The organism is Micromonospora sp. WMMD712 (assembly GCF_029581295.1).
Lineage (GTDB): Bacteria > Actinomycetota > Actinomycetes > Mycobacteriales > Micromonosporaceae > Micromonospora > Micromonospora carbonacea.
This window is the reverse complement of record NZ_CP120743.1, coordinates 1,709,146-1,731,244: the sequence shown is the minus strand read 5'-3', so window position 1 is coordinate 1,731,244 and position 22,099 is coordinate 1,709,146. Positions and strand designations below refer to the sequence as shown.

The window sequence follows — 22,099 nt, the reverse complement described above, 5'->3', positions numbered from 1 at the left end:
AGAATCCTTCCGGCTGGGATGGTCGGAAATGCTGATCCTCGTGTATGGGAAGAGATTGACGATCAGCCGCAGGGAGGGGCAGGTGCCGCAGATGTCCCCGGATCGAGGCGACAGACTGGCCGAATACGGTGCGCGGGCCACCGTCCATCCTCCCCACGACCCGCCCCGACGCCGTAGGTCGCTGTCCCGTTCCCTGACCAGCGCCGCCCGCGCCGTTATCGGTGCCGGATGCTTCCTGGCGGGAGTACCGGCGCTGTTGTGGGTCGTCGGCGGCAACCCGGTGCGACGGCTACCGGCGTGGTCGCAGATCCCGGACTGGTTCGAACGGTCCAGCGGACGGTTCACCCCGGACGTCCTCATCGGCGCGGCCTTCTGGGTGATGTGGCTGCTGTGGGGCGTCTTCGCGCTGCTCCTGCTCGCCGAGATCCTCGCCGGGCTGACCCGGTGGCGCGTTCCCGCGCTCAGACTGCCGGCCCCGCTGCACCGGCTCGTGTTCGGCCTGGCTGGCACCGCCGCGCTCGCCGTCACCTCCGCCGGCCCGCTCGGCCGCGTGGCAAACCCGGACCCGCCGTCCACGCCCGTTGCCGCAGCAGAGCGCGCCGATGTTCCCCGGCAGGCCGCCGCCCGTGGACCCGCCGTCATCCAGGTCGCCGAGCAGCGCTACCTGTACACGGTCGAGCGGCACGACACCCTGTCCAAGGTCGCCAAAGACTGGCTCGGCGACGCCAACCGGTGGCCGCAGATCTGCAGCCTGAACAAGCACCGCCACTTTCCCGGCGTCGGCGGCGCCCTGCGCGACTGCGACCTCATCTACCCCGGCTGGGAACTGCGCCTGCCCGCCGACGCCCGCCCACCACACACCGCCACACCCGCCAGACCACCCAAGCCGCCACCTGCGACGCCGTCCCGGCCTACGACACCGTCGGCATCGCCGAGTGCCGACCCGGACAGGCCAGATCCCACGACACCACCACCGACCACCGAGGGACCGGCAGCCGTCCCCAGCGCCACACCATCGGCCGCCGCGATTACGTCCGCCTCAACGCCGACCACATCCTCGACGACTGCCGACCTCACCTCGTCGCCGGCCACGCCGACCAACCCCGACGCCCACAACCCGGCGGTCGCAACCGACCAGGACGGAGTGCAGCTGCCGGGAGGCGACTGGCTGCCCTGGTCGCTCGCCGTCGCGATCAGCGCCGCCGCCACCCTGGTCTGGCTCCAACGCCGACGCCGCTACACCGGAGAACCCGACACCGATCCACCCGCCGAACTCCCGCCGCCCGTGGTGCAGGTACGCCGCGCCGTGACTGCCCGCCACCCCGGACCACCGAACCCGGACACCGACGACAACGAGCGGCCGACGCCTGTACCCGAACTCGCATCGCTACCGACCGGCGGAATCGGCATCATCGGCGACGGTGCGCACGCCGTAGCCCGCGCCGCTCTCGTCGCGGCCCTGGCCACCGGCAACCCACACCACCCCCATGCCCGCGGTGAAGTCATCATCGACACCGCCACCCTGGCCACACTCCTGGGCCCCGACGCCACCGCCCTCGCACCATGGCCACGGCTACACACCACCGACAACCTCGACGACGCGCTCACCGCAGTCGAGGCCCAACTCCTGCACCGCAGCCGCATCCTCGACGAACACACGCTGACCGACCTGGACACCCCACGCCAACAGACCCCCGACGAGGAACCCCTGCCACCGGTCGTGCTCATCACCACAGCCCCGTCCGCCGCCACCTCCACCCGCGCCACGACCGCGCTCACGGTGGGCGGCAACCTGAACGTGTCCGCCGTGCTGCTCGGCGAATGGACACCCGGCACCACCATCGACGTCACCGCAGAAGGCCACACCACACACGCCTCCGGACCGGCGACCGAGCCGATCCCACCGCGCCTGCCCGTTCTCGACATCCACACCGCTCTCGGGATCCTCACGACGCTGCGCGAGGCCCACACTGGCGAGCCCACCACATTCCCGTCATCTGCCGAGCCGGTCCCGACGGTCCCGCTGCAGGCCAGCCGAACCGAGTCCGCGTCTGCCGACCGTCCCGCACCGATAGCCGCAGCCGCCGAAACCGACACCATCGGCAAGGCGCGGCTGCGGGTCCTCGGACCGCCGCGGATCGACGACATCATCCACCCCGGCCGACCGCTGCGCGCCAAGGCCCTCGAACTCGCCGTGTTCCTGGCCTGCCACCCCGACGGAGTCACCACCCGCGAGATCGGCGAGTACCTCGAACCCGACGCCCGCATCAGCCAATCCGACCAACGCGTCCACACCAACGTCAGCAACCTCCGACACGTCCTCGCCCGCGCCGCCACCCCCAACGCGAAGAACGCGTACATCGTCAAGAGCGCCGGACGCTACCGGCTCGACCCCACCACCGTCGACGTCGACGTCTGGACCCTGCGCGACCTGATGCGCACCGCCACCATCGCCACCGGCCTGCGCCGCCGCGAACTGCTCACCGCCGCCTGCGACCTCTACACCGCACCCCTGGCGGACAGCCAAGACTACGAATGGCTCCCACCCCACCGGGAAACCGTGCGCCGCTGGGCAACCGAGGCCCACCTCCTACTCGCCGACGACCTCATCCACACAGACCCACAGGCCGCATCCGACCTGCTCGACAAGGCCATCGCACTGGACCGCTACAACGAGACCCTCTACACCCGCGCCATGCACGTCCGCCACGCCCTCAGCGACACCGACGGCATCCGCATCCTCCTCCGCGCCCTGACCACAGCACTAACCGACCTCGACGCCGAACCCCAGGAAGCCACCACCACCCTCGCCAACAGGCTCCGGAGCAACCTCGCTAACAAGTGAGCACCACCGGGAGCGGAACCGCCCCAGGTAGAGGGGCGGCGCTACATCGAAAGGGCGACATCGGCCACTAGGCCCCCCGCAGTTTCCAGGCCAGAGCCCGCTCGCCGTCGTTCCGACCTCGGATCTACCTAAGTAGACAGCATCCCGCTACCTAGGTAGACTTTGCCTATGACTATGGGACCACGCCTCACCGCGCAGACGGTGGCGGTGGTACGCGCGCTGCTGACCGAGCCGACAAGGGCTCGCTGGGGGCGCGACATCGCCGCCGAGACAGGACTGAAGTCTGGCAGCCTGCACCCGATCCTGGCCCGCCTGGAACAGGCGGGGTGGGTGGAGAGCTACTGGGAGGACCCGGTCGAGCACGAGGATGCCGGCCGGCCCCGCCGCCGCTACTACCGATTCACTCCTGACGGAGCTGTAACGGCGCGCCTCGCGCTCGCCGACGCCAGCCGGTCCGCCGCTCGCGCCCCCGCGCTCAACAGGCTGCGCCCGCAGCCGGGCTGCCAGTGAGGACGGAAACCGAGATGGCATTCAGCAGCAACCGCGAAGACTGCTCATTCGGGGCGCTTGCCGACGACCTACCGCAGGTTGTCGACGGCCCCAGCGCTGTCGGTGTCGTCGCTTCCCGCAAGCGCCCCACCCTCATCGAGGTCGTCTTCGTTCTTGCCGGCGGCGTCACCGCCGTCTATGAAATCACCTTCCTCCGCGCCGTCGGCTTCTTTGACACCATCACCACCGGCGTTGCCCCCATCACCGCCCACTCTGCCACCACCACCGACCTCCGCTTCGTCGTTATCAGCAACGCCGCTCTCGCCGTTCTTGGCGGCTTCACCGTCGCCGGCCCGAGGCGTATTGCAGGAGCTGGCATCGCGATGCTGTTGCGCGGCGCGGCGGGGTTGTTGCCGGGGTCGGCGGTGTCCCGGTACTGCGAGGAGTGGACGGGGGAGCTGTACGACCTACGTGCCGAGGGCGCGCCCTGGTGGAGGCGCGCCGGGTACGTCCTCGGGATCCTTCTGTGTAGTGTGCCGCGGCTGGCGGTGGCGTTGCGTCTGGGAGGGGAGCGGTCCTGTGCCTGAGTGGGTTCCCGTCATGCTCGTGTTGGCTTACGCCGGCATGGTGGTCCTGATGGCCTTGGCGAGTGTGTTCAGCGAGACCGAGCCCCGCCGCGACGCCGCCTACAAGGTGCTGCGGGTGATGCTGCCCTGGGGTGCGGTCAGCGTGGCCGCGCACGCGATCGTCAGCTACGCCATCACGGGTATGTAGCGCCGATCCGCGAGGGTGCGCGCCAGCCCGGTGTGCACCCTCGCGGACTTGATCCGGTGGGTGATTCCGCAGAATCGCTCCGGCCTCAAGATCACCCCCGTCATGCCTCCATAACTGATCTTATCGAGGTATGAAATGTCGGACCCGGATCGTGTCCGGCACGATGTACGGCACCGCGCGGGTCGTGGCACTCGTGCGCCTGGCAGTGCGGCACAGTCCGCTGGACCGACAGCGCCTGGTGTGCGACGTCTGCCTTCGGACTCTGGACTGTCCGATGTGGTTCGGGTGGCGATGGTGGCTGATGATGTGGTTATGGGTTCGCGACGCTGGGTGGTCATCGGGGTGGGTGGGTTGGTCGCTGCCGGGTTGGTGGTGGCGGCGGTGGTGTTCGGTTTGCAGGGGGTGGAGGTGGCCAGTTGGCTGGCCGGGGCCGCGAGCTTCGTGGTCGCGGTGGCCGCCCTGGTGCTGGCCCCTTCGGGAGGCCGCGCTGCGACACTGACGCCGCCAGCTGCGGTAGCACCGCCGGCGGCGGGGCCGGGGTCGATCACCGTGCGGGGTGATCTCACGGGGATCGCCTCGACGGGCGACAACGCGACGAACACCCAGCACCGGTGAGGTGGTTTCGACGCGGCCGGGTTGCCCCTTTGCCCGCTGATCCCGAGCCGCCGACGCCGGTGGGTGATCCCGCTGCGCCGAGCGGGTCGGGCTCGATCACGGCGGGCAGCATTCCCGGAATCGCCACAATAGGCGACAACACGATCAACACTCAGCACGTGACGGTGCTGCCGGCGGAGGCGTTGGTCGCGCCGGAAGATGTGCCTGCACCGGCCGGGCTGGTGAACCTGCCGGTGCGGCTGCGGCTGTTCGTGGGTCGTGAGGATGCGCTGGGCTGGCTGGACTCGGCGGCTCAGGATTCGGGTGTGGTGGTCGTGCAGGCGGTCCACGGGCTTGGCGGTATCGGTAAGAGCACCCTGGTCGCACGGTGGGCGGCAACCCACCGCGACCAGCACCGCCCGATCTGGTGGATCACCGCGGACAGTCCCGCCGCTCTCGACGCCGGCCTGGTCGCCCTGACCGTCGCGCTGCAACCGGCCCTCGCGGCTCTGCCGTCACCGTCCCTGCGGGAATGGGCCGTACGCTGGCTGGCCTGCCACGACGGGTGGCTGCTCATCCTGGACAACGTCACTGATCCCGCCCACATCGCCGATCTGGTGGGCCGGCTGCCCCACGGGCGGATCCTGGTGACCAGCCGCCGCGCCACCGGCTGGCCCGACATCGTGACCCCGCTGCGCCTGGACGTCCTCGAACCCGACCAGGCGGTCGCCCTGCTCACCGCGATCGTGTCCCAGGGCGGCGGTGTCATCGACCCCGCAGGCGCTGCCGCCCTGTGCGTCGAGCTGGGCCATCTTCCGCTGGCGGTGGAACAGGCCGGCGCCTACCTGGCCCAGACCCGGACCACCGTCGGTGACTATCTTCGGCTGCTCGCCGAGCATCCCGCCGCCATGTACCGCGACGGCGAGGAAGGCCGGGCCGCCGAACGGACGATCGCCCGGGTCTGGCACGTCACCCTCGACGCCCTCGCCGACGATCCCCTGCCCGGACGGCTACTGCGGGCCCTGGCCTGGTACGCGCCGGAAGCCGTCCCCCGCAGCCTGTGGCACCACCTCGGCGACGGCGCGGGGGAACCGGCGGTGACACGGGCGGTCGGCCGGCTGGCCGCGTACAACATGCTCAGCATCGACCCCGCCACCCGGGCCGTCACCGTGCACCGACTCGTCCAGGCAGTCGCCCGCACACCCGACCCCGACGACCCGCACCGCCAACCCGACGACATCACCACCGCCCGCACCACCGCCACCACCGCCCTGGCCACCGCACGACCCGACGACTGGCGCGACCCCACCACCTGGCCGACGTGGCGCACCCTGCTGCCCCACGTCGACGCGCTCGCCTCCCAGACCACAGCACACGCCACCGACAGCGACCGCGTCACCCAGGCCCACCTGCTCAACGCGACCAGCCTGTTCCTGCTCGACCAGGGAAACCTCCCTCACGCCATCGCCTACCTCAAGCAGGCCCTCACCGACTCCCGGCGGGTGCTCGGCAACGACCACCCCGACACGCTGACCTCGGTCAACAACCTCGCCTACGCCTACGGGTCGGCGGGGGACCTGGGGCAGGCGATTCCGCTGTACAAGCAGGCCCTCGCCGATCGGCGGCGGGTGCTCGGCAACGACCACCCCGACACGCTGACCTCGGTCAACAACCTCGCCTACGCCTACGGGTCGGCGGGGGACCTGGGGCAGGCGATTCCGCTGTACAAGCAGGCCCTCGCCGATCGGCGGCGGGTGCTCGGCAACGACCACCCACAGACGCTAACCTCGGTCAACAACCTCGCCTACGCCTACAGGTCGGCGGGGGACCTGGGGCAGGCGATCCCGCTGTTCGAGCAAGCCCTCGCCGATCGGCGGCGGGTGCTCGGCAATGACCACCCCGACACGCTGTCCTCGGTCAACAACCTCGCCAGCGCCTACCAGTCGGCGGGGGACCTGGGGCAGGCGATCCCGCTGTACAAGCAGGCCCTCGCCGACTGCCGGCGGGTACTCGGCAACGACCACCCGCAGACTCGGGTCATCTATGGCAACTTGCGGGCTGCCATGGAGGGTTCCAGTTCCGAGTAGGGGGCGTGTTTGGGAACCGGCGTCGGCGGCATGCGGCGTGTGTCCAAGAGAAGGCCCCGTCTTTAGCTCCCGGCCCAAAGCAACGCTGAGGAGTTGATCTAGCGGACAGGCTCCGGGGTGCTGTCCGAGAATCGATCGTTTCCCGAACAAGATCAAAAAGCGGGAGAACGACCAGTCAGAGCTGTCTAACAAACCTGTCCAGAAACCCGGCGTCTCCAACAAGCCGATCACGGGTTTGTCGGACACCCTCGATGGCATGACCGCCCCTACACCCACCCCGGGCGACTTCCTCGCACCGGCCCCGCTGTCCGGGGTGCGCATCGGCTACGGCTGGGTGTCGACCGGGAGCAGAACCTCGCCCGCCAACAGGCGGCGCTGACCGCGGCCGGCTGCGCGCGGTGCTTCTTCGACAAGGCCTCCGGCAAGAACACCCAGCGGTCGGACTGAAGACCTCATCGCCATCGTCGGCCGACTCAAGCGCCACGGCGTGGGGTTCCTGTCCCTGTACGAGAAGCTGGACACCACCACCACCACCGCTGGCGGCATGTTCGTCTTCCACGTCTTCGCCGCCCTGGCCGAGTTCATCCGCACCATCATTGTCGCCAACACCAACGAGGGCTTGGCCGCCGCCCGCGCCTGAGGACAACGCCTCGGCCGCCCACCCGTCATGACCCCCGAGAAGGTCTCCTACGCACTGCAGTTGCTCGCCGAACCTGACCCGGTCCATGGCTTCCATCGCCACCCTCCTCGGCGTCTCCCGCGCCACCCTCTTCTACAAGGCCCTTCCCGAACTCACCCTACGGCTCCCGTCCCCGACCGCCGGCGGCCAGCACGACCAGCTGCTCACCGCCGCGCCTTCGCCTCCCGGCTGAGGCGGCGGTGGTGGGTGGTGTTGGGGTCGCCGGCCGGTGGCCAGCCCGGCGAACTGACCACCAGCCGGGCCGGGCAGGAGAATTACGGCGGCGACGGCGGGTGGGGTGTCGGCAGGACGGGCGAACCCATCCGGAAGGATGTTGAGCGCGTCGGTGGGCAGTCGGTAAGGGCGCTGGTCAACTGGTTGACCAGGTTCGTCGCGTCGTCGGTCCACTTTGCGTACGCGTCGGGGTAGGCCGAGACTTGGACCGTCTGGGCGGCCTGGGTGAGTGGCATCGATTCCCAGCCGGGGACGGTCAGGAGCTTGTCGAAGAACCTTCCCGCCTGGTAGCTGGGCTTGGAAAGTTGGGTGACGGTACCCCAGCCCTGGCTCGGGCGTTGCTGGAACACTCCAATGGAGTCGTGGTCGTTGCGGTTGCCGAGGTGGGGCAGGTTGCGCAGGCCGGACTCTTGTATGGCGGTGGCGACGGCGACGATCCAACCCCAACGTGGCACGCCCTTGGCGACGCCGACATCGATGATGGTCGCGGCGATCTCCAATTGTTCGGTGTCCCAGCTGCCGCTGCCGGCTGGGTGCCCGCTGGGGCGTGCGGCGGGTGCGGTGGCTACGCCACAGCCGCCGGAGTCGCCGAGGACTGACGACAGCAGAAGCATGGGCAGTCCGAGGCAGGCAACGGTGACGACGATGACGACGCCGATGATGATCCTGGTCATGGCGGTGGCCTTTCGTTGGAGACGCAAGAAAGCCGGGTCTGTGCGGCCGGCGAGGCAACAGCGGATGCGAGCTGCAGGCGGTGGACGAGCGGTAGCAGCCCGTACGTTCGTCGCCAAGAAGGTCGGCGACTTCGTTCAGTGGGGGCGGTGCACCGCTGTCTCTTCGGATCGTCAAGCGCGGAAAGAACGGTGGACCGCCCGGAGGGGCGGCCCAAGGTGAGTGGCGGTGGGTTCAGGAGAGAGGTGCGGCGAGCACCTGGGCGACGTGACGGAGCAGCTGCTCGACGAGCCGGCCGGCGTCGTGGAGGTCGGAGCGGGTGTCGATTTCTGCGGCGTTGCTCCAGTCCCAGGTGCCGTGGGTCATGGCGGGGACGTGCCAGAGGTCGCCGGGCGGGGTCGAGGAAGAGCGTGCAGCCCTAGCGTTCGGCGAGCAGGGCGAGGGGTTGCGTAGGCAGGTGATGGTGCAGGCGCAGGCGGGCTCGTTGTAGGTGGTGCGCGGCAGGTGGTGGTGGAGCAGGCAGCGACAGTTGCAGCTTCTATGCCACGGTGGCGTAATGGGGCCCTCCGAGGGTGCACAGGCGTACGCCTCGGCCGCCGCCGGCGGTGCGCGGCGTCCGAGGCGTACGCGATGGGTGGGTGGATGTCGGGCCGTCGCTCAGGCCTGCGGCGGACGGCGGAGGTTCGGCCGGGGCCCGGGCGGAGGGCTCGGTCGTCGAGGTCGTCCGCGTGTCGGTCGCCCGGTCAGGTGTCGCCGCCGTTGCTGGTGAGGCGGGTGTAGATGGCGACGCAGCGCAGGATCAGTTCGTGTGACGGCAGGGTCAGCAGCCGCTGGCGCTTGTCGTCGCGGAGGTGGTCCCAGATGAGGACGGTGACGTTGGCCGACCACAGGTCCACGAGGACTCCGTCGACCTTGGCGTGCTGCCGGTCGGCGACGATGCGCCGCAGGGTGTCGATGAGGGTGGGGTCGCCCGGTGGGTGGTTGGCGTCGTCGGGCCGGACGGCCTCGGGCAGCAGGGTGTAACAGTCCTCGCAGGTGTGGTCGATGCGTAGTGGGTGCTCGGTCTCCCACCGGCGGACGTCGGCGGCGGGCAGTCCGCACACCGTCTGCCGGATGTCTCGGGGGTGACGGATGTGGCCACTCATCGGCTGTCCGCCAGGGCTTCGTCGCGCCTCGTCGTGCGCGGTGTCATGGGTGTCCCTCCGGAGATGGGGACCGGGCGGCGGCACGGGTGGCCCGCCGCCCCGGCGGGGTGGGTGGGGAGTGGTCAGACCTTGAGCAGGTCGAAGGTGGTGACCTTCAGGTCGCCGACGTTGCCGGTGAGGACCCGGTTGGCGCGGGCGATGGCGTTCTTGGCGGGCTGGTAGTGGTCGAGGTACTCGGTGATGGCCTGGTAGCCGGCCCACCGGCTGCCGGTGATGGCCGCCTGGGTGTCGGACTCGCGGATGAGGTACTTGAGGGTGCCGAGGCGCTGCTTGGCGTTGTTGCGGGTCTGCTCGGACGCGTTGTCCTTGACCGGCCACACCTGGCCGACGATCTGTTCGAACTCGCGCATGGTCAGCTCGGTGTTGAGCATCCGCTCGGCGGCCTTCTCGAAGGTCTCCATGTACTTCCACATCAGGCCCAGTGCCTCGCGGGCCTGGCTGATCTGGGAGTTGACGTTGGAGGTGTGCCGGAACGTGTAGTGCCCGACGGAGTTGGCGAAAGCGGCGCGTTGGGTGTTGGCGCAGACCACCCGGATGGGGCTGGCGTCCACGCGCAGCGCGGCGGTGCCGTCGTGGGAGGTGGTGCCGATCAGGTAGAGGTCGAGGCGGTCCACCCCGGCGATCTCCATCGCGTCGGGCAGTTTCATGGTGACGAACACGCTCTTGCCTCGGCGGAGGCTGCCGGCGGTTTCGAAGTGGGCGCCGCCCACCTGGTCGACGAGCCGGTCGAGCATCTCGGCGCATTGCTCGTTCTGGACCACGGTGTAGTCGGTGCCGACGATGCCCAGGTACTCGGTGTCGCCGGTGACGGGGTTGCGGCGTACGGTCATCCGCTTGTCGTCGGCGGGGATCTGCACTTCGACGCCGTCGACGATGTCGATGCCGACGGTGCGGATGGTGCGGACGCCCCAGTCGCCGAGGCGGGCGGCGGCCATGATCTCTTCGGCGCGCATGGTGTCCTGGGTGACGGTGCCGAGCTGGTGCCAGGCCGACAGGCGGGCGCTGGCGAAGGCGGTGGTCCCGTCGGCGAGGGTTTCGAGTTCGTGTGGCACGGATTTCTCCTTTCGATGTGCGCGGGGGCCGGGCGCGCGGCTCGGCCCCCGGCAGCGGGTCAGGGATGTGGTGTGCGGGTCAGGACGGGTCGGCCTGGCCGTAGGGGCTGTTGCTGGTCGGCGCGGGGTAGGCGAAGGTCAGTGGGGCGTCGGAGAGCAGGAGGATCCGGCCGGCCGCGGCGGCCTTGGTGCAGTTGTTGCGTACGGCCCCGGAGCTGACCGCGCGGTGGAGCTGAGCGCTGATCGCGGTGGCGATGTCCTGCGGGGTCATCGCGTGGCCCGGGTGGGCGGCCAGGACGTCGAGAGTGAGCTTCTCCAGCTCGCCCCGGCCGAAGGGCTGGCTGCCGTCGGTGTTGACGGTCCCGTCGCCGCGCCGGCCGGCACTGCGGGCGACGCCCGCCGTACGCGGGGGCGTGCGGGTGGGCAGGTCGACGACGTGGGTTTCCCCGTCCGGGGCGACGATGTGCAGCGTGCCGTCCGGCCGGATCAGCGACTGCACCGTCGCCGTGGCGTCCGGTGCGGTGGCCAGGCCACGGATGACCTGGTGGCACAGCGGGCAGCGGGGCGGCTCCGGGTTCGGGTCGACCTCGCTGGCCTTGGTCGGGCCCGGAATCCACCGCTGCGGCAGGCCGGGCAGGCGGCGGGCGGCCTCGGCCTGCTCCATCGCCGTCAGCAGGCGGGTCGCGGTGGCGTGTCCGATGCCGCTCTCGGCCACGATCACGTCGAGGGTCGCGCCGTCGTCGCCGTGGTCGGCCAGGACGCCCTTGATGGCCATGACCTTGCGGTCACCCGGACGCGCCGGCTGCACGACAGCCGCCGCCGGTGCCTCGTCCTCCTCGCCGTCCGCGGAACCCCCGTCGCCGGCGTCGGGCTGGTCGTCGAGGTCGGTCGGCTCGTCCGTGTCGGCGACGTCGCCCTGGTCGCCCGGGTCGGTTTCCGGCTCCGTGCCGTCGGCGTCGCCGCCCTCGTCCTGGCCGGTCCCGCCATCCTGGCCGATGCCGCCGTCCCCACCGTTGTCGACCGGCCCGTCGGGCGTCCCGACCGGCTCGCTGTCCGGCTCTCCGGTTTCGGCGTCCGGGCTGGGGTCGGCGTGCTCGGGGGCGTCCGTGCCGGCGGTGTGTTCGTCGTCCTGGTCGGCGTCCTGCGGAGCGGTGTCGGTGGCCTCGGCCGGGATCGCCAGGGTCCACCGCGTGGGCGTGCCCTCGGCCGCGTCGGCGTCGGTGTCCACCGCGACGATCAGTCCGGCCTCGGCCAGCGCCTTGATCGCCCGGTCGGTGGTCGAGCGGGCCTTGCCGGAGGTGTCGGCGAGCTCCTGGACGTTGCCCTGGCCGAGAGCGGTCAGCGCGTCGAGGACGGCCTGCGTGGCAGGTGTCAGGGACTGGTGTTCCATCAGGGTTTCCCTCCTCAGGGAACATGGATTTGCCGGGCACCGGGTGGTGCCGGGCGGTGGTGCGCCGGGCCGCGGCAGCAGCGGGCGCGGCAGGCGTGGAAACGCGCTGCCGTGCTGTGTGCTGTGCTGGGAGTGCGGCCCGGTGGACGTTGGCGGCGTGATGCCGCGCGGGGATCAGCGGCCGGCGGTGGCTGCGTCCGTGGTGGCCTGGAGGATGTAGAGGCGGTCCTCGGTCGGGTCGCGGTAGATGCCGGCGTCGGCGTGGGACAGCCGTAGTGGGTTGGTGCTGCCGGGCGGGCGGAGCCTGGCGTCGACCGTGCCGACCTTGATGTGGGCGCGGTGGCCGGCGAGGTGCTGTCTGCGGCAGGCGTCGGTGTGCGGCAGGACGACCAGGACGGTGTCGCCGGGGTTGACGTAGCGCCGTTGCACCATCCGGCCCGGGTGTGCCTGCGCGTAGGCGGCGCGTGCGGTGTCGCCGATGAGGGTGTCGACCCGGTCGCGGGCGTGGTGGTACTCGCGGGCCAGGTCGGTGATCGTCTCCAGCGTGCCGGTGACGGCGCTGACGGGCCCGGTGAGGTCGTCGGCGTTGATGAGCAGGGTCCGTAGCTGGTCCACCGTGAGCAGCAGCTCGGTGCGCAGGTGCCGGAGTGTGCTGGCGGCCTCGGGCAGGTGCGCGGCGGTGGGGAGGGGGTCGGCGGCGTGCTGGTCGAGGGTGCGGTCGGTGGTCGCGGCGATCCAGCGGCCGATCAGGTCGAGGTGTGGCATGAGGGTCCCCCGGTTCAGCTGGTGAGGTGGGCGAGTTCGGCGGGGGTGAGCTGGTCGGGGGTGCGGCTGCGCCAGGTGTCGGAGTGGCGCAGGTGCCACCAGCGCAGCAGCGACCGGCAGGCCGAGGCGAGGTCGTCGCAGACCGGCAGCGGGTACGTCATGCCGGCCGGCGTCGGGTGGTGCGGTGCGGCGGTGTAAGCGGTGGGTTTCCAGCCGGGCTCGGTTTCGGTGACCTCGCCGACGATGCGGTCGGGGTAGGGGATGTCGAAGGCGGTGGCGGCCTCGGCGTCGGGTATCACCAGCCAGGTGTGCGGTTCGCGTCGACGCAGGGTGGCCACGCCGCGCGTCGGGTCGCCGGCGTACAGGAGCAGGTGTCGCTCGTCGCTGTCGCCGGGCACGGGCCGGTGGTGGCGCCAGGCGCGGTAGACGGTGAGGAGCATCGCTCCGAGGGCGAGGTGCCGTTCGCGGGCGGTGAGGGCGTCGGTGAGCGCCTGGTGGTAGCCGGCGGCGTGCAGGTCGGCGCGGGCGGCCAGCCCCCGGCGGGTCGTGTCGGCGAGCACGCCCAGCCGGTCGAGGGCTCGGTCGAGAACGGTGGTGCTATCGGTGAACTCGCGGGCGGTGGTGTGCAGGATCCGGGCGAGGTCGCCGAGCGGGTCGCGGGTGGCGGTGTCGTGGCGCCACAGGCGCTCGGGCAGGACGTCGTTGGTCTCGGCTGCGATGCGCCGCAGCGCGGGATCGGTCAGGAACACCGGGCTCTCCTCTGCTGGTGGGCGGGTTGCGGGCATGGCGAGGACCGGTCGCCGCGGGGGCGGCGACCGGTCCTCGGTGTGTTCGGGTGGTTAGGTGTCAGGCGATGGCGACGGCGCACACCCGCGCGTCCGGCCGCAGGTTGCGCAGGTAGCCGCATGCCTCGTTGAGGAAGCGGAACCGGTCGGCGACGGAGTCGCTGGCGGGGGAGAGGACCCGGCCGTCGGTGGTGATGAGGGCGTCGCCGACGAGGGCGATGCGCCAGTGCAGGCCGACGTAGGTGGCTTCGCCGGCCTGGTAGACGGACAGCTCGTAGGGGTCGAAGGCGCTGGCGAGCATCGCCAGCACGCGGGGCTGCTGTTCGAAGCGGCGGCGGGCCTCGTTCAGGGTGATCTTCGTCGGGTCGGCGAGGTGCTGGGCGAGATAGTCCTCCCAGGGCCGGGCGGGCTTGGTGGTGGCACCGATGTGGGTGTTCCAGGCCCGCCAGCGCAGGCCGGCGTGGTGGGTGGCCTTCGCGGCGGTGCCGGTCAGGTCGAGTCGGCTCTTGCGGCCGCCGGCGGCCAGGGTGACCGCGCCGAAGCGGCGGGCGGCGTCGAGCAGGTAGTAGCCGAAGAACCGGGTCAGCCAGCCGATGAGCCGGCGGTGGCGGACGTGGTAGCGGCGGGCCGGGGTGCCGTGGGCGTGCAGGCGGGCGTGGACCTTCTCGGCGGCGGCGAACCAGTCGGCGTCGTCACCGGCGGCGAAGCAGACGGTGACGACCTGAGCGGGCCAGGACGGTGCGGGCATGGCGGGGTGCTCCCTTCGCGGCAGAACAGGGCTGGGCTGGGCATGGCGGGGTGTTCGGTGGTGCCACCGGGGCGCGGCGTCTGGCCGGGGAAGCTGCCGGTGAAGGCGCGGGGCGTGGATCATGAGCCGACCGAAGGGGTGGGCTGTGGGGTGATCCCGCTGGCGCGGGCAGATCCGGAGGGGGACAGACGGGCGGCGGTGCGAGCAGAGAGAAGAAGCTGCACCGTAGCGTCGTGACCTGACAGCGCCAGCGCGGTCAGGATCCGTGGCCATGCCTGTGACCTGCGCTGACAGGATCCGTCGCCGGCCTGCCAGGGGCTGTCAGGGAACGAGGACGCCGTCGTCGTCGAAGTTCGGGTTGTCCGCGACCGGCTGGCCGTGGTCGCTGGGCAGCTCGGTGAGGGTGACTCGGGCGGTGGTGCCGGCGGGGAGCCAGACCGCCTCGGCCGGGTCGGCGGTGTGGGTGGCGGTCGCGCACGGCACGTCGCCGGTCAGGAGCCGGTGGAGGTGTTCCTCGCGGTGTGTGCTGCCGAGCCAGAACAGCACCGGGTAGCGGGGGCCGCCGCGGCGGGTCAGGTGCGTGTACCGGTCGAGTTTGGCCACGACCCGGCCCAGCGGTTCGGTGCCGGTGTCGGCCTCCAGGAAGAAGCCGACAGTCGTGTCGGCGATGCTCCACAGGCCGTGGCCGTCGGCGGTGATGGTCCGGAACTGCCTGGTGGTCAGCGCCTCGGACCACCACCGCTGTAGCCGCGCCTCGGGGTGCCGGCGAGTGTGGGCGGTGAGCCGGACGAAGAACTCGTTGGCGGTGAGCAGGTGGGGCAGGTGCGGGTTGGCCGACAGCCGGTGCACCCGTTGGCGGGTCGCCCGCAGGGTGGGCTCGGGCCGCTGGTGGGCGGCGGCCTGGAACCGGTGCCCGTGGTGGCCGAGGGTCCAGTGCCACGGGTGGCTGCCGCCTCCGGCGCGGGCGAACCGGAACCGGTCCAGCAGACCCAGACCGGCGAGTTCACCGAGTCGGATCTGGCAGGTGCGGCGCGCCTGGAACAGCATGCGGTGGATCTGGTCGGTGGTGAGGACCTGGTGGTCGTCGAGGAGTTGGAGCAGCAGCCGGTCCCGGTCGGTGATGTGCGGGTAGAGGGCCAGCAGGCCAGAGGAACGCGATGGCGGCATGGAGGGTCACCCCGTGGAGAGAGAGTCCCGTAGGGAGTCTGGATGAGTCGATCTTGCTGGCGGGCCGGGCGCGGGCCGGGTTCCGGCAGGTGGGGCACCTGACAGGACGGCGGCGGAGGGCTCGTCCGGGGCCTCGTGTCGCGGACACCCCCAAACGAGCCCTCGGTGCCGTGCCCGGCCGAGCCCCCGCACGAGCAGCCCGCCGGTCAGCGGTCGCGGGAGTTCATCCGCCGTTTCATCGCGGTGCGGGCCAGCTGCTGCATCGGCGGTTCCCCGTCGGTGCGGCGGTGGGCGGCGGCGCATGCCTGCCGGATCGCGGTCGCCTCGCCCACCGCCGGCACCGGCGGGTTGGTGGTGAAGGTGAACGCCGGCAGTTCCCGGTTGCCGACCAGTAGCCGGGCGGCGGCGGTGTAGACGTCGAGGTGGGCGAGGTCGTGCTCGTCCAGCTCGGGTCTGGTGTGCCGGGACAGCTCCCGCGCGTCGGCGGGGTCGACGGTGAAGAACAGCTTCGACCGGGCGTTGGCCGACACCGCCGCCGCCACGTCCCGGGGCAACTGGGCGAGGTCCTGGTGCGCCAGGACGAGCCCGAGGCGGAAGCCGCGCGCCTCGGCGAGCATGTCCCCGACGCTGCCGGGCAGCGTCAGGAAGTTCTGGTGAAAGTCGGCCAGGGGCGCCCTGCCGGTGTTTCCACCGGTGGGTTTTCCCTGACCGCTTCCCGAACCGGACGTGCGCCTCTCAACGCATCCGGCTCTCCACAAGTCTCGTTAGGGCAGGGCGGTCCTCATCGTCGGACTGGTCCACGGAGTCGGGATGGCTGTTCCCCGGTATCGGTAGCTGTAGGTGCGCACCTTGCCGGTGTCGAACAGCCGTACTCCGTTGCTGCTGGGCCACCATCCGCCGGCGCAGTAGCGGCAGCGGAGTTCCTTCCAGTTGGTCTTGGGGTGCTTGCGACGGATCCAGGACCATACGTGTTTCCAAGCGAAAGCGCGCAGGTACTGGAATGTCCGCGAGGACACCCCGGGTCGGAAGTAGGTGCACCAGCCCTGCAACACCCGATTCAGCGGGAGCAGCAGGTCGGCCAGGTCCTGGTTCGTGGTCTGTCGGCACAACGTCTTGGTCTTCCCGGTGATGTTGGCGAGGGCCTTCTTCGCCGGGTAGGTGTAGACGTAGCGCTGGTTGGTGCCTTTCTTGGTGTGGCGCTGGATGCGCCAGCCGAGGAAGTCCAGACCCTCGTCGATGTGGGTGATCAAGGTCTTGTCCGGTGACAGGCGTAAGCCCATCGTGGTGAGGACCTCGGCGATCTCGTCCCGGAGGGCTTCGGCGTGTTCGCGGGTGCCGTTGATCATCAGGCACCAGTCGTCCGCATACCGCACGAGGCGGTAGGTGGGCAGACCTTGCGAGCGTCGCTTCGCCCGGAAGTGTGCGCTGAGACTCGGCCCGCCCGGTGCGTGGGCGATGTACTCGTCCAGCACCGACAGGGCGACGTTGCTCAGCAGCGGGGACAGGATCGACCCTTGCGGGGTACCGGCGTCGGTCTTGCGCAGCGCGCGTTCCTCGGTGAGGATGCCCGCCTTGAGGAATGCCTTCACCAGGTCCAGAACGCGTTTGTCTCCGATCCGCGCTCGCACCCGGTCCATCAGGGCCGGATGTGAGATCTCGTCGAAGCACGCCTTGATGTCGCCCTCGACCACCCAGTCGAACCTGCGTTGACCGGTGGTCAGGTACTGCACCTCGGCGACCGCGTCGTGAGCCCGGCGTCCGGGGCGGAACCCGTAGGAACACGGGAGGAAGTCCGCCTCGAAGATCGGCTCCAACACCAGTTTCAGTGACGCCTGGACCACCCGGTCGGCGATCGTGGCGATCCCCAGCCGGCGCAGCTTGCCGCCCGGCTTCGGGATTGTCCGCTCACGCACCGGCAGAGGCTGGAAGCTGCGGTCCTTCAACGAGCCGCGAAGCTCGGCGAGGAACCGCTCGATCCCAACCCCGACTTGGATGGACACGGCCGTGTGGCCGTCCACCCCGGCGGTCTTGGCGCCCTTGTTACCCCGCACCCGATCCCAGGCCACAATGAGGAAGGCCGGGTCGGTGACGAGATTGAACAGATCACAGAACTTCTTGTGAGGATCGTCGGTTGCCCAACGGTGCAGCTTCGCTTGGATCTCCTGTACCCGGCGCTCTGCCGCAAGCAGAGTCAGGGCCGATTCGTCGGTGTTCACCGATGCCTCCAGGTATTCCACTTCTTTGGCTGCTTGACTTGCTGGACCCCTTTGCCATGTACGCGGCTTTCCCGCGCTCGGACTACTACGGGTCCTCCGTCCCATGCCGTGGCCGTCAGACGACAACGGTCCTGCCCTCGACCGGACTGGACGTCCGGCCGGTAGGGCGACCACGGATGGTTCCCAGGTTCACTGCACACCGGTCCACGGATTAGGTGCCCGACTCTGCCCCGGCAGCATCGCCAGTGGTACGCCGCAGGCTTTCCCACTGGCCTCCTTCCCGTCGAATGCGTAACGGTTACGGAGTTGACCACCGCGATCGATCGGTGGTGGTCACGCACTGCATCCCAGCCCATATCCACCAGGTTGGAGCTGGTACATCGCTTACGGGGGATCATGCGTCGGTTCCTCTCGTACACCTTTCCGCGTCGCTTGCCGGACCCGGCCTGTCTGGTAGTGCCAGACCGTCCCGTCGTTGTCAGGACTGCTCCCGCCCTCACCGGCGTTTCCCGGATCAGGCTGTCCTCAGCTTCACCAGCCAGCTGCGACTGGCCGGCGGAAGGGTCCTTTCATCCCTTCCCGGTGTCACATCCCTCGGTCAGCGAGCTGACCTGGGACTACAGCGCTTCCTGGCGCACGCACTCGTCGACGTACAGGCTGGCGTCCCGGCGCTGGTCCTCGGCGATGTTGGCCCGGGCGATGGCGGCCTGCCACACCCGGGCCACGATCAGCGAGCCGAGGATGCGGCTGGTCTCCTCACCGAGGATCCCCTTGGGCAGCCGGCACAGCAGGACCCCGCCGTCGAGCACCGCGCCCATGTCGAACGAGCTGTGCGCGTTGCCGATCACGCTCTTGACGAAGTCGCGCAGCAGGAAGGCCCGTAGCCGGGCGAGGACGGGGGCGATGACCTGGCCCCGGAACTGGTCGTTGATGCCGTCGTACCAGAGCCAGAACCCGCCGAGGCCGTCCGGGTCATCGAGGCCGTGGGTGAACCGGCCCCGGAACTCCCGGTCCTGCAACAGCGACGGCACCAGGCTCAGCGTCGGTTTCGCGTGCCGCATCAACGTCAGGCACGCCACCCGCATGGTGTCGTCCATGCGTGGTCCCCACTGGCCGGCGAAGATCTTCGCGAAGATGCCCACCAGGTTGTCGACCGCCAGGTGCGGATCGCCCTGGTCGTCGAGGGGGTTGAAGCAGCCCGGGTTCTCCTGGTCCGGGTCGATGATGACGATCTTCTTCGCGTACGAGGCGGGGAGCCGGTCGAGAATGTCGGTGATCAGATCCCCGCGCGGGTCGATGACCACCGTGCCGTGGCCGGCTCGGATGTCGCCGAGGATCATGTTCAGCAGCAGCGTGGACTTGCCGACGCCGGTCTTGCCGACCACGTGCACGTGCTGCCGGGCGTCGGCCACCCTCAGCCCGACGCTGTGGTGGCCGATCTGCGAGCGCCCCAGCACCTTCACGCTCCGCCCGCCGGAGGGCACCTGCACGGGCACCGGCACGGCCCTGGCCCGCGCCCGGTCCAGGCCCGGCACCGCCAGGTCCTGCGGCAGCGCCGCCAGGGCCGCGAGTTCCGGCACGGTGGCCAGGAACCCGCGCCGCAACCGCCGGCCGGCGATCGTCGCCACCGGCCGCGGCATCTTCATGCGCCGCAGCCGGTTCGGCCCGGTGTACGCCGCGGCGGCGGAGGCGATCGTGTGCCCGAGGCCGACGAGACGCTCCCGGATCTGCGTGGCCCGTTCCTTGTCCGGTGGGGTCCGGTCCGCGTCGGTGGCCACGGCGAACCGGACGGCGATCTCGAAGTGTGGCACCCGCACCGCCTTGTCGACCATGGTGCGGGCATCGGCGGTGGTCACCGGGTTCCGCTCGGCCGCCCGGGCCGCCGTCGGCGGGGTGTGTGGCCGCGACGGTCCGGGCAGGAACGCGTCGAGCAGCCACAACAAGGGCTCGACGGCCAGCCGTGTCCCGGCCGACACCGTCCGGGCGGTGACGTCGGGCCTGCCGTGCGGATGGGTGGGCGTGGCCGCCGCCGCTTGTCTGGCTGCGCGGATGCGGCGGGCCGACGCCGGGCGGGCGAGGACCTGCACGCACGCGTGCTCGCGGTGGCGTACCTCGGCCCCGGCGGCGAGCAGCGCCCGCAGCGGATCGGCGTCGTGTTCGCTGCGCAGCGGCAACCCGTCGGGGTGCTGCGGCCAGTGCGCCCCGCCCACCTCGTCGCCCACCTGCGCCGGGATCGGGGCGGCGGCGTCGCTGGTGGCCATCGTCGCGGCGGGCCAGGCCGCCCGGACAGCGGCTTCGACCGCGCCGGGCGGTACCATGCCCGGCACCCACACCCGGATGGTCAGCGCCCTGCCGGTCCACGTGTACTCCCACCCGACGTGCGGGTAGCCGAACACGCGCCGCCGCCACACCGACGGCGTCAGCACACCGACGAGGGTGGTCCAGAACGCGGCGGCGGCCTCGGCGGTGACCTCCGGCGGCGCGGCGATGGTCAACCACCGGGCGCCGGCGGCGAACCGCCGGTGCCGCCAGGCGAGCACCCGGTCGTGGCCGAACACGGCCGCGACGATCACGGCGGCGGCGAGAACACCGAGCCACGGCCGGGCGGCGACCCACTGCCACATCTCGGCAGGCCAGGTTGGCGGTGTGGTCGTCATTCGACCTCCCCGACACCGGTGACGGCGATCGTGTGCTCCGCGGCCGAGCCGACGCTGCGGAAGGGGATCCGGCTGCGCCCGGCGACGAGCAGGCCCTCGCCCCGGGGCGCCGACAGCAGCAGCCGGGCCTCGCCGGCGGTCAGGTTGAACGCCTCGGCGACGGCGTCGATGGACTGCGTGCTCTGCCGCATCAGCACCTGGGTAGCGGCGTTGGACACCACGGCGAGCCCCAGGTCGGTCGACAGCACGTCCGCAGCGTCCTGGGTGACGACGCACAGCCCGGCGGACCGCTTCCGGGCGGCCTTCGCCATCCGGAACAGGAACCGGCTGCCCTCGCCGTCGCGCATCAACAACCAGGCCTCGTCGACCACGACGAGCCGCCGCCGTCGGTGCGCGCCCGGGGCGGGTGTGTCGATGCCCGACCAGATCGAGTCGAGGGCCAGCAGCGTGCCCACGGTGCGCAGCTCGTCGGGCAGGTGCCGCAGCGACCACACCACGAGATGGCCCTCGGGGCGGACCGACGTCGGCCCGTCGAACAGGCCGGCGAAGTTCCCCACGGTCCACGGAGCGAGCCGGGCGGCGAGGTGCCCGGCGGGCGGGTCACCGTCGGCGGCGAGCACGTCGGCGAGGTCCCGCAGCAGCGGCGCGGGCCTGGTCCACGTGGCGGGGTCGCCGTTGATGCCGGCCCGGGCGTAGGTGGCGGTGATGGCCCGGTCGAGGGCGGCGCGTTCGGCCGGCGGCGGGGCCGCCCCGAGCAGCACCGAAACCAGGGTGTGCAGGTAAAGGCCGCGCCGGGTCAGGGTGTCGGGCCGGTGATCGGCGGGCAGATCCAACGGGTTGACGCGTACGCCCGGTTGGCCGAGCTGCACGATGGTGCCGCCGACGTGCTCGGCCAGGGGTGCGTACTCGTCCTCGGGGTCGATCACCGCCACGGTCGTGCCCTGGTACAGGTTGCGCAGCACTTCGAGCTTCACGAAGTAGCTCTTGCCCGCGCCCGAGCGGGCCAGGACGACCGAGTTGTGGTTGTCCTGCGCCCACCGGTTCCAGATCAGCACGCCGTTGCTGGTCGTGTTGACCCCGTAGAGGACCCCTTCGGGCACGGTGGTGGTGCCCGGCGCGGGGGCGGCGAGGTCGGTCGAGGCGAGCGGGAACGCCGCCGCCAGGGCGGTGGTGTCGAGGATGCGGCGCATCCGCAGCGCGTCCACGCCGACGGGGAGGGTGGACACCCAACCCTGTTGGTGCCGGAACGTCGCCGGTTGCAGGTCCAGCAGCACGCTCGCGGCGGCCGACCTCACCCCCGCGACGGTCTCGTCCAGCTCGTCGAGGGTGCGGGCGTGGACGGTGACGTAGATGCCGACCTCGAACAGCTTCGCCGCCCCCCGGGCGACGCGTTCGGCGAGGTCCGCAGCATCGGCCGCCGCCGCCTCCACCATCGGGTCACCCAGCCGGCCCTGGTCGGCGTCGAGCCGACGCGACGATTCGAAGCGGGCCCGCTGCCGCTTGAGCATCGGCGCGGCCAGCTGCGGCGCGACGGGGTCGAGGTGCACCGCGACGTCGACCCGGCCGGGGTAGGACAGCAGCGGGTCCAACCACGCCGGCCCGACCTCGGCCGGGTAGCCGCACACCACGTACGTGGCGGCGTACCCGTCGCCCACCCGCACGTGCCGGGGCGCGACCGACAGGGCTGCTGGGGACGGCATGCCGTCGGCAGCAGCGGCGCTTCTCGTTCTGCTGGACTTT

20 protein-coding genes and 2 pseudogenes are annotated in these 22,099 nt (G+C 71.0%); 9 read left to right on the top strand and 13 right to left on the bottom strand.

Annotated elements, in window-relative coordinates; translation table 11 throughout:
- Positions 1 to 91 precede the first annotated feature (91 nt).
- The 9 genes from O7633_RS07100 (at position 92) to O7633_RS07060 (ending at position 7,661) form a co-directional block, all read left to right on the top strand.
- A complete protein-coding gene (locus tag O7633_RS07100) occupies positions 92 to 2,845 on the top strand; it encodes a LysM peptidoglycan-binding domain-containing protein (protein ID WP_282326925.1) in 2,754 nt (917 codons plus the stop codon).
- Positions 2,846 to 3,013: 168 nt separating this feature from the next.
- Entirely contained in the window at positions 3,014 to 3,355 is a 342-nt protein-coding gene (locus O7633_RS07095; RefSeq protein ID WP_282326923.1) for a MarR family transcriptional regulator, read from the top strand.
- Positions 3,356 to 3,369: 14 nt separating this feature from the next.
- Positions 3,370 to 3,921, top strand: coding sequence for a hypothetical protein (locus O7633_RS07090; protein ID WP_282326921.1), 552 nt, complete (start codon positions 3,370 to 3,372; stop codon positions 3,919 to 3,921).
- Positions 3,922 to 3,934: 13 nt separating this feature from the next.
- Positions 3,935 to 4,108 carry a hypothetical protein gene (locus O7633_RS07085; RefSeq protein ID WP_282326919.1) on the top strand — a complete coding sequence of 58 codons (174 nt, stop codon included), beginning with the start codon at positions 3,935 to 3,937 and terminating at the stop codon, positions 4,106 to 4,108.
- Positions 4,109 to 4,399: 291 nt separating this feature from the next.
- On the top strand, positions 4,400 to 4,723 hold the full coding sequence (locus O7633_RS07080; protein WP_282328479.1) for a hypothetical protein: 324 nt from the start codon (positions 4,400 to 4,402) through the stop codon (positions 4,721 to 4,723).
- 158 nt (positions 4,724 to 4,881) lie between these two features.
- Entirely contained in the window at positions 4,882 to 6,789 is a 1,908-nt protein-coding gene (locus O7633_RS07075; protein ID WP_282326917.1) for a tetratricopeptide repeat protein, read from the top strand.
- A gap of 256 nt (positions 6,790 to 7,045) precedes the next feature.
- Positions 7,046 to 7,168: a hypothetical protein gene (locus O7633_RS07070; RefSeq protein ID WP_282326915.1), complete on the top strand. Its 123-nt coding sequence runs from the start codon at positions 7,046 to 7,048 to the stop codon at positions 7,166 to 7,168.
- Positions 7,169 to 7,276: 108 nt separating this feature from the next.
- Complete coding sequence (locus O7633_RS07065; protein ID WP_282326913.1) at positions 7,277 to 7,429, top strand: recombinase family protein; 153 nt, start codon at positions 7,277 to 7,279, stop codon at positions 7,427 to 7,429.
- A gap of 85 nt (positions 7,430 to 7,514) precedes the next feature.
- Positions 7,515 to 7,661 carry a hypothetical protein gene (locus O7633_RS07060; RefSeq protein ID WP_256092160.1) on the top strand — a complete coding sequence of 49 codons (147 nt, stop codon included), beginning with the start codon at positions 7,515 to 7,517 and terminating at the stop codon, positions 7,659 to 7,661.
- 175 nt (positions 7,662 to 7,836) lie between these two features.
- On the opposite strand, the pseudogene O7633_RS07055 reads toward O7633_RS07060, so the two are convergent.
- The 13 genes and pseudogenes from O7633_RS07055 to O7633_RS06995 all read right to left on the bottom strand — a co-directional run.
- Positions 7,837 to 8,232 (bottom strand): annotated as a pseudogene (locus O7633_RS07055) (glycoside hydrolase); the annotation flags it as partial.
- Positions 8,233 to 8,608: 376 nt separating this feature from the next.
- Positions 8,609 to 8,740 (bottom strand): hypothetical protein, encoded by a 132-nt coding sequence (locus O7633_RS07050; protein WP_282326906.1) that lies wholly within the window; start codon positions 8,738 to 8,740, stop codon positions 8,609 to 8,611.
- Positions 8,741 to 9,117: 377 nt separating this feature from the next.
- Complete coding sequence (locus O7633_RS07045; RefSeq protein WP_282326904.1) at positions 9,118 to 9,519, bottom strand: hypothetical protein; 402 nt, start codon at positions 9,517 to 9,519, stop codon at positions 9,118 to 9,120.
- A 122-nt stretch (positions 9,520 to 9,641) separates the two neighbouring features.
- The gene (locus O7633_RS07040; RefSeq protein WP_282326902.1) at positions 9,642 to 10,631 is read right to left on the bottom strand and encodes a DUF932 domain-containing protein; all 990 of its coding nucleotides are present in this window, start codon (positions 10,629 to 10,631) and stop codon (positions 9,642 to 9,644) included.
- A gap of 79 nt (positions 10,632 to 10,710) precedes the next feature.
- Positions 10,711 to 12,021 (bottom strand): helix-turn-helix domain-containing protein, encoded by a 1,311-nt coding sequence (locus O7633_RS07035; RefSeq protein WP_282326900.1) that lies wholly within the window; start codon positions 12,019 to 12,021, stop codon positions 10,711 to 10,713.
- A gap of 174 nt (positions 12,022 to 12,195) precedes the next feature.
- A complete protein-coding gene (locus O7633_RS07030) occupies positions 12,196 to 12,786 on the bottom strand; it encodes a hypothetical protein (protein WP_278127543.1) in 591 nt (196 codons plus the stop codon).
- 14 nt (positions 12,787 to 12,800) lie between these two features.
- Positions 12,801 to 13,535, bottom strand: a complete 735-nt coding sequence (locus O7633_RS07025; RefSeq protein WP_282326898.1) for a hypothetical protein — start codon at positions 13,533 to 13,535, stop codon at positions 12,801 to 12,803.
- 97 nt (positions 13,536 to 13,632) lie between these two features.
- Positions 13,633 to 14,319, bottom strand: coding sequence for a hypothetical protein (locus O7633_RS07020; protein WP_282326897.1), 687 nt, complete (start codon positions 14,317 to 14,319; stop codon positions 13,633 to 13,635).
- A 321-nt stretch (positions 14,320 to 14,640) separates the two neighbouring features.
- Complete coding sequence (locus tag O7633_RS07015; RefSeq protein WP_282326896.1) at positions 14,641 to 15,486, bottom strand: replication-relaxation family protein; 846 nt, start codon at positions 15,484 to 15,486, stop codon at positions 14,641 to 14,643.
- 206 nt (positions 15,487 to 15,692) lie between these two features.
- Positions 15,693 to 16,139: pseudogene (locus tag O7633_RS07010) on the bottom strand (type VI secretion protein); the annotation flags it as partial.
- A gap of 111 nt (positions 16,140 to 16,250) precedes the next feature.
- A complete protein-coding gene (gene ltrA, locus O7633_RS07005; RefSeq protein ID WP_282326895.1) occupies positions 16,251 to 17,723 on the bottom strand; it encodes a group II intron reverse transcriptase/maturase in 1,473 nt (490 codons plus the stop codon).
- Between the two features lie 596 nt (positions 17,724 to 18,319).
- The gene (locus tag O7633_RS07000) at positions 18,320 to 20,359 is read right to left on the bottom strand and encodes a DUF87 domain-containing protein (RefSeq protein ID WP_282326894.1); all 2,040 of its coding nucleotides are present in this window, start codon (positions 20,357 to 20,359) and stop codon (positions 18,320 to 18,322) included.
- On the bottom strand, positions 20,356 to 22,059 hold the full coding sequence (locus tag O7633_RS06995) for a DUF87 domain-containing protein (RefSeq protein WP_282328478.1): 1,704 nt from the start codon (positions 22,057 to 22,059) through the stop codon (positions 20,356 to 20,358). Before O7633_RS06995 ends, O7633_RS07000 begins: the two co-directional genes overlap by 4 nt.
- Positions 22,060 to 22,099: the final 40 nt, after the last annotated feature.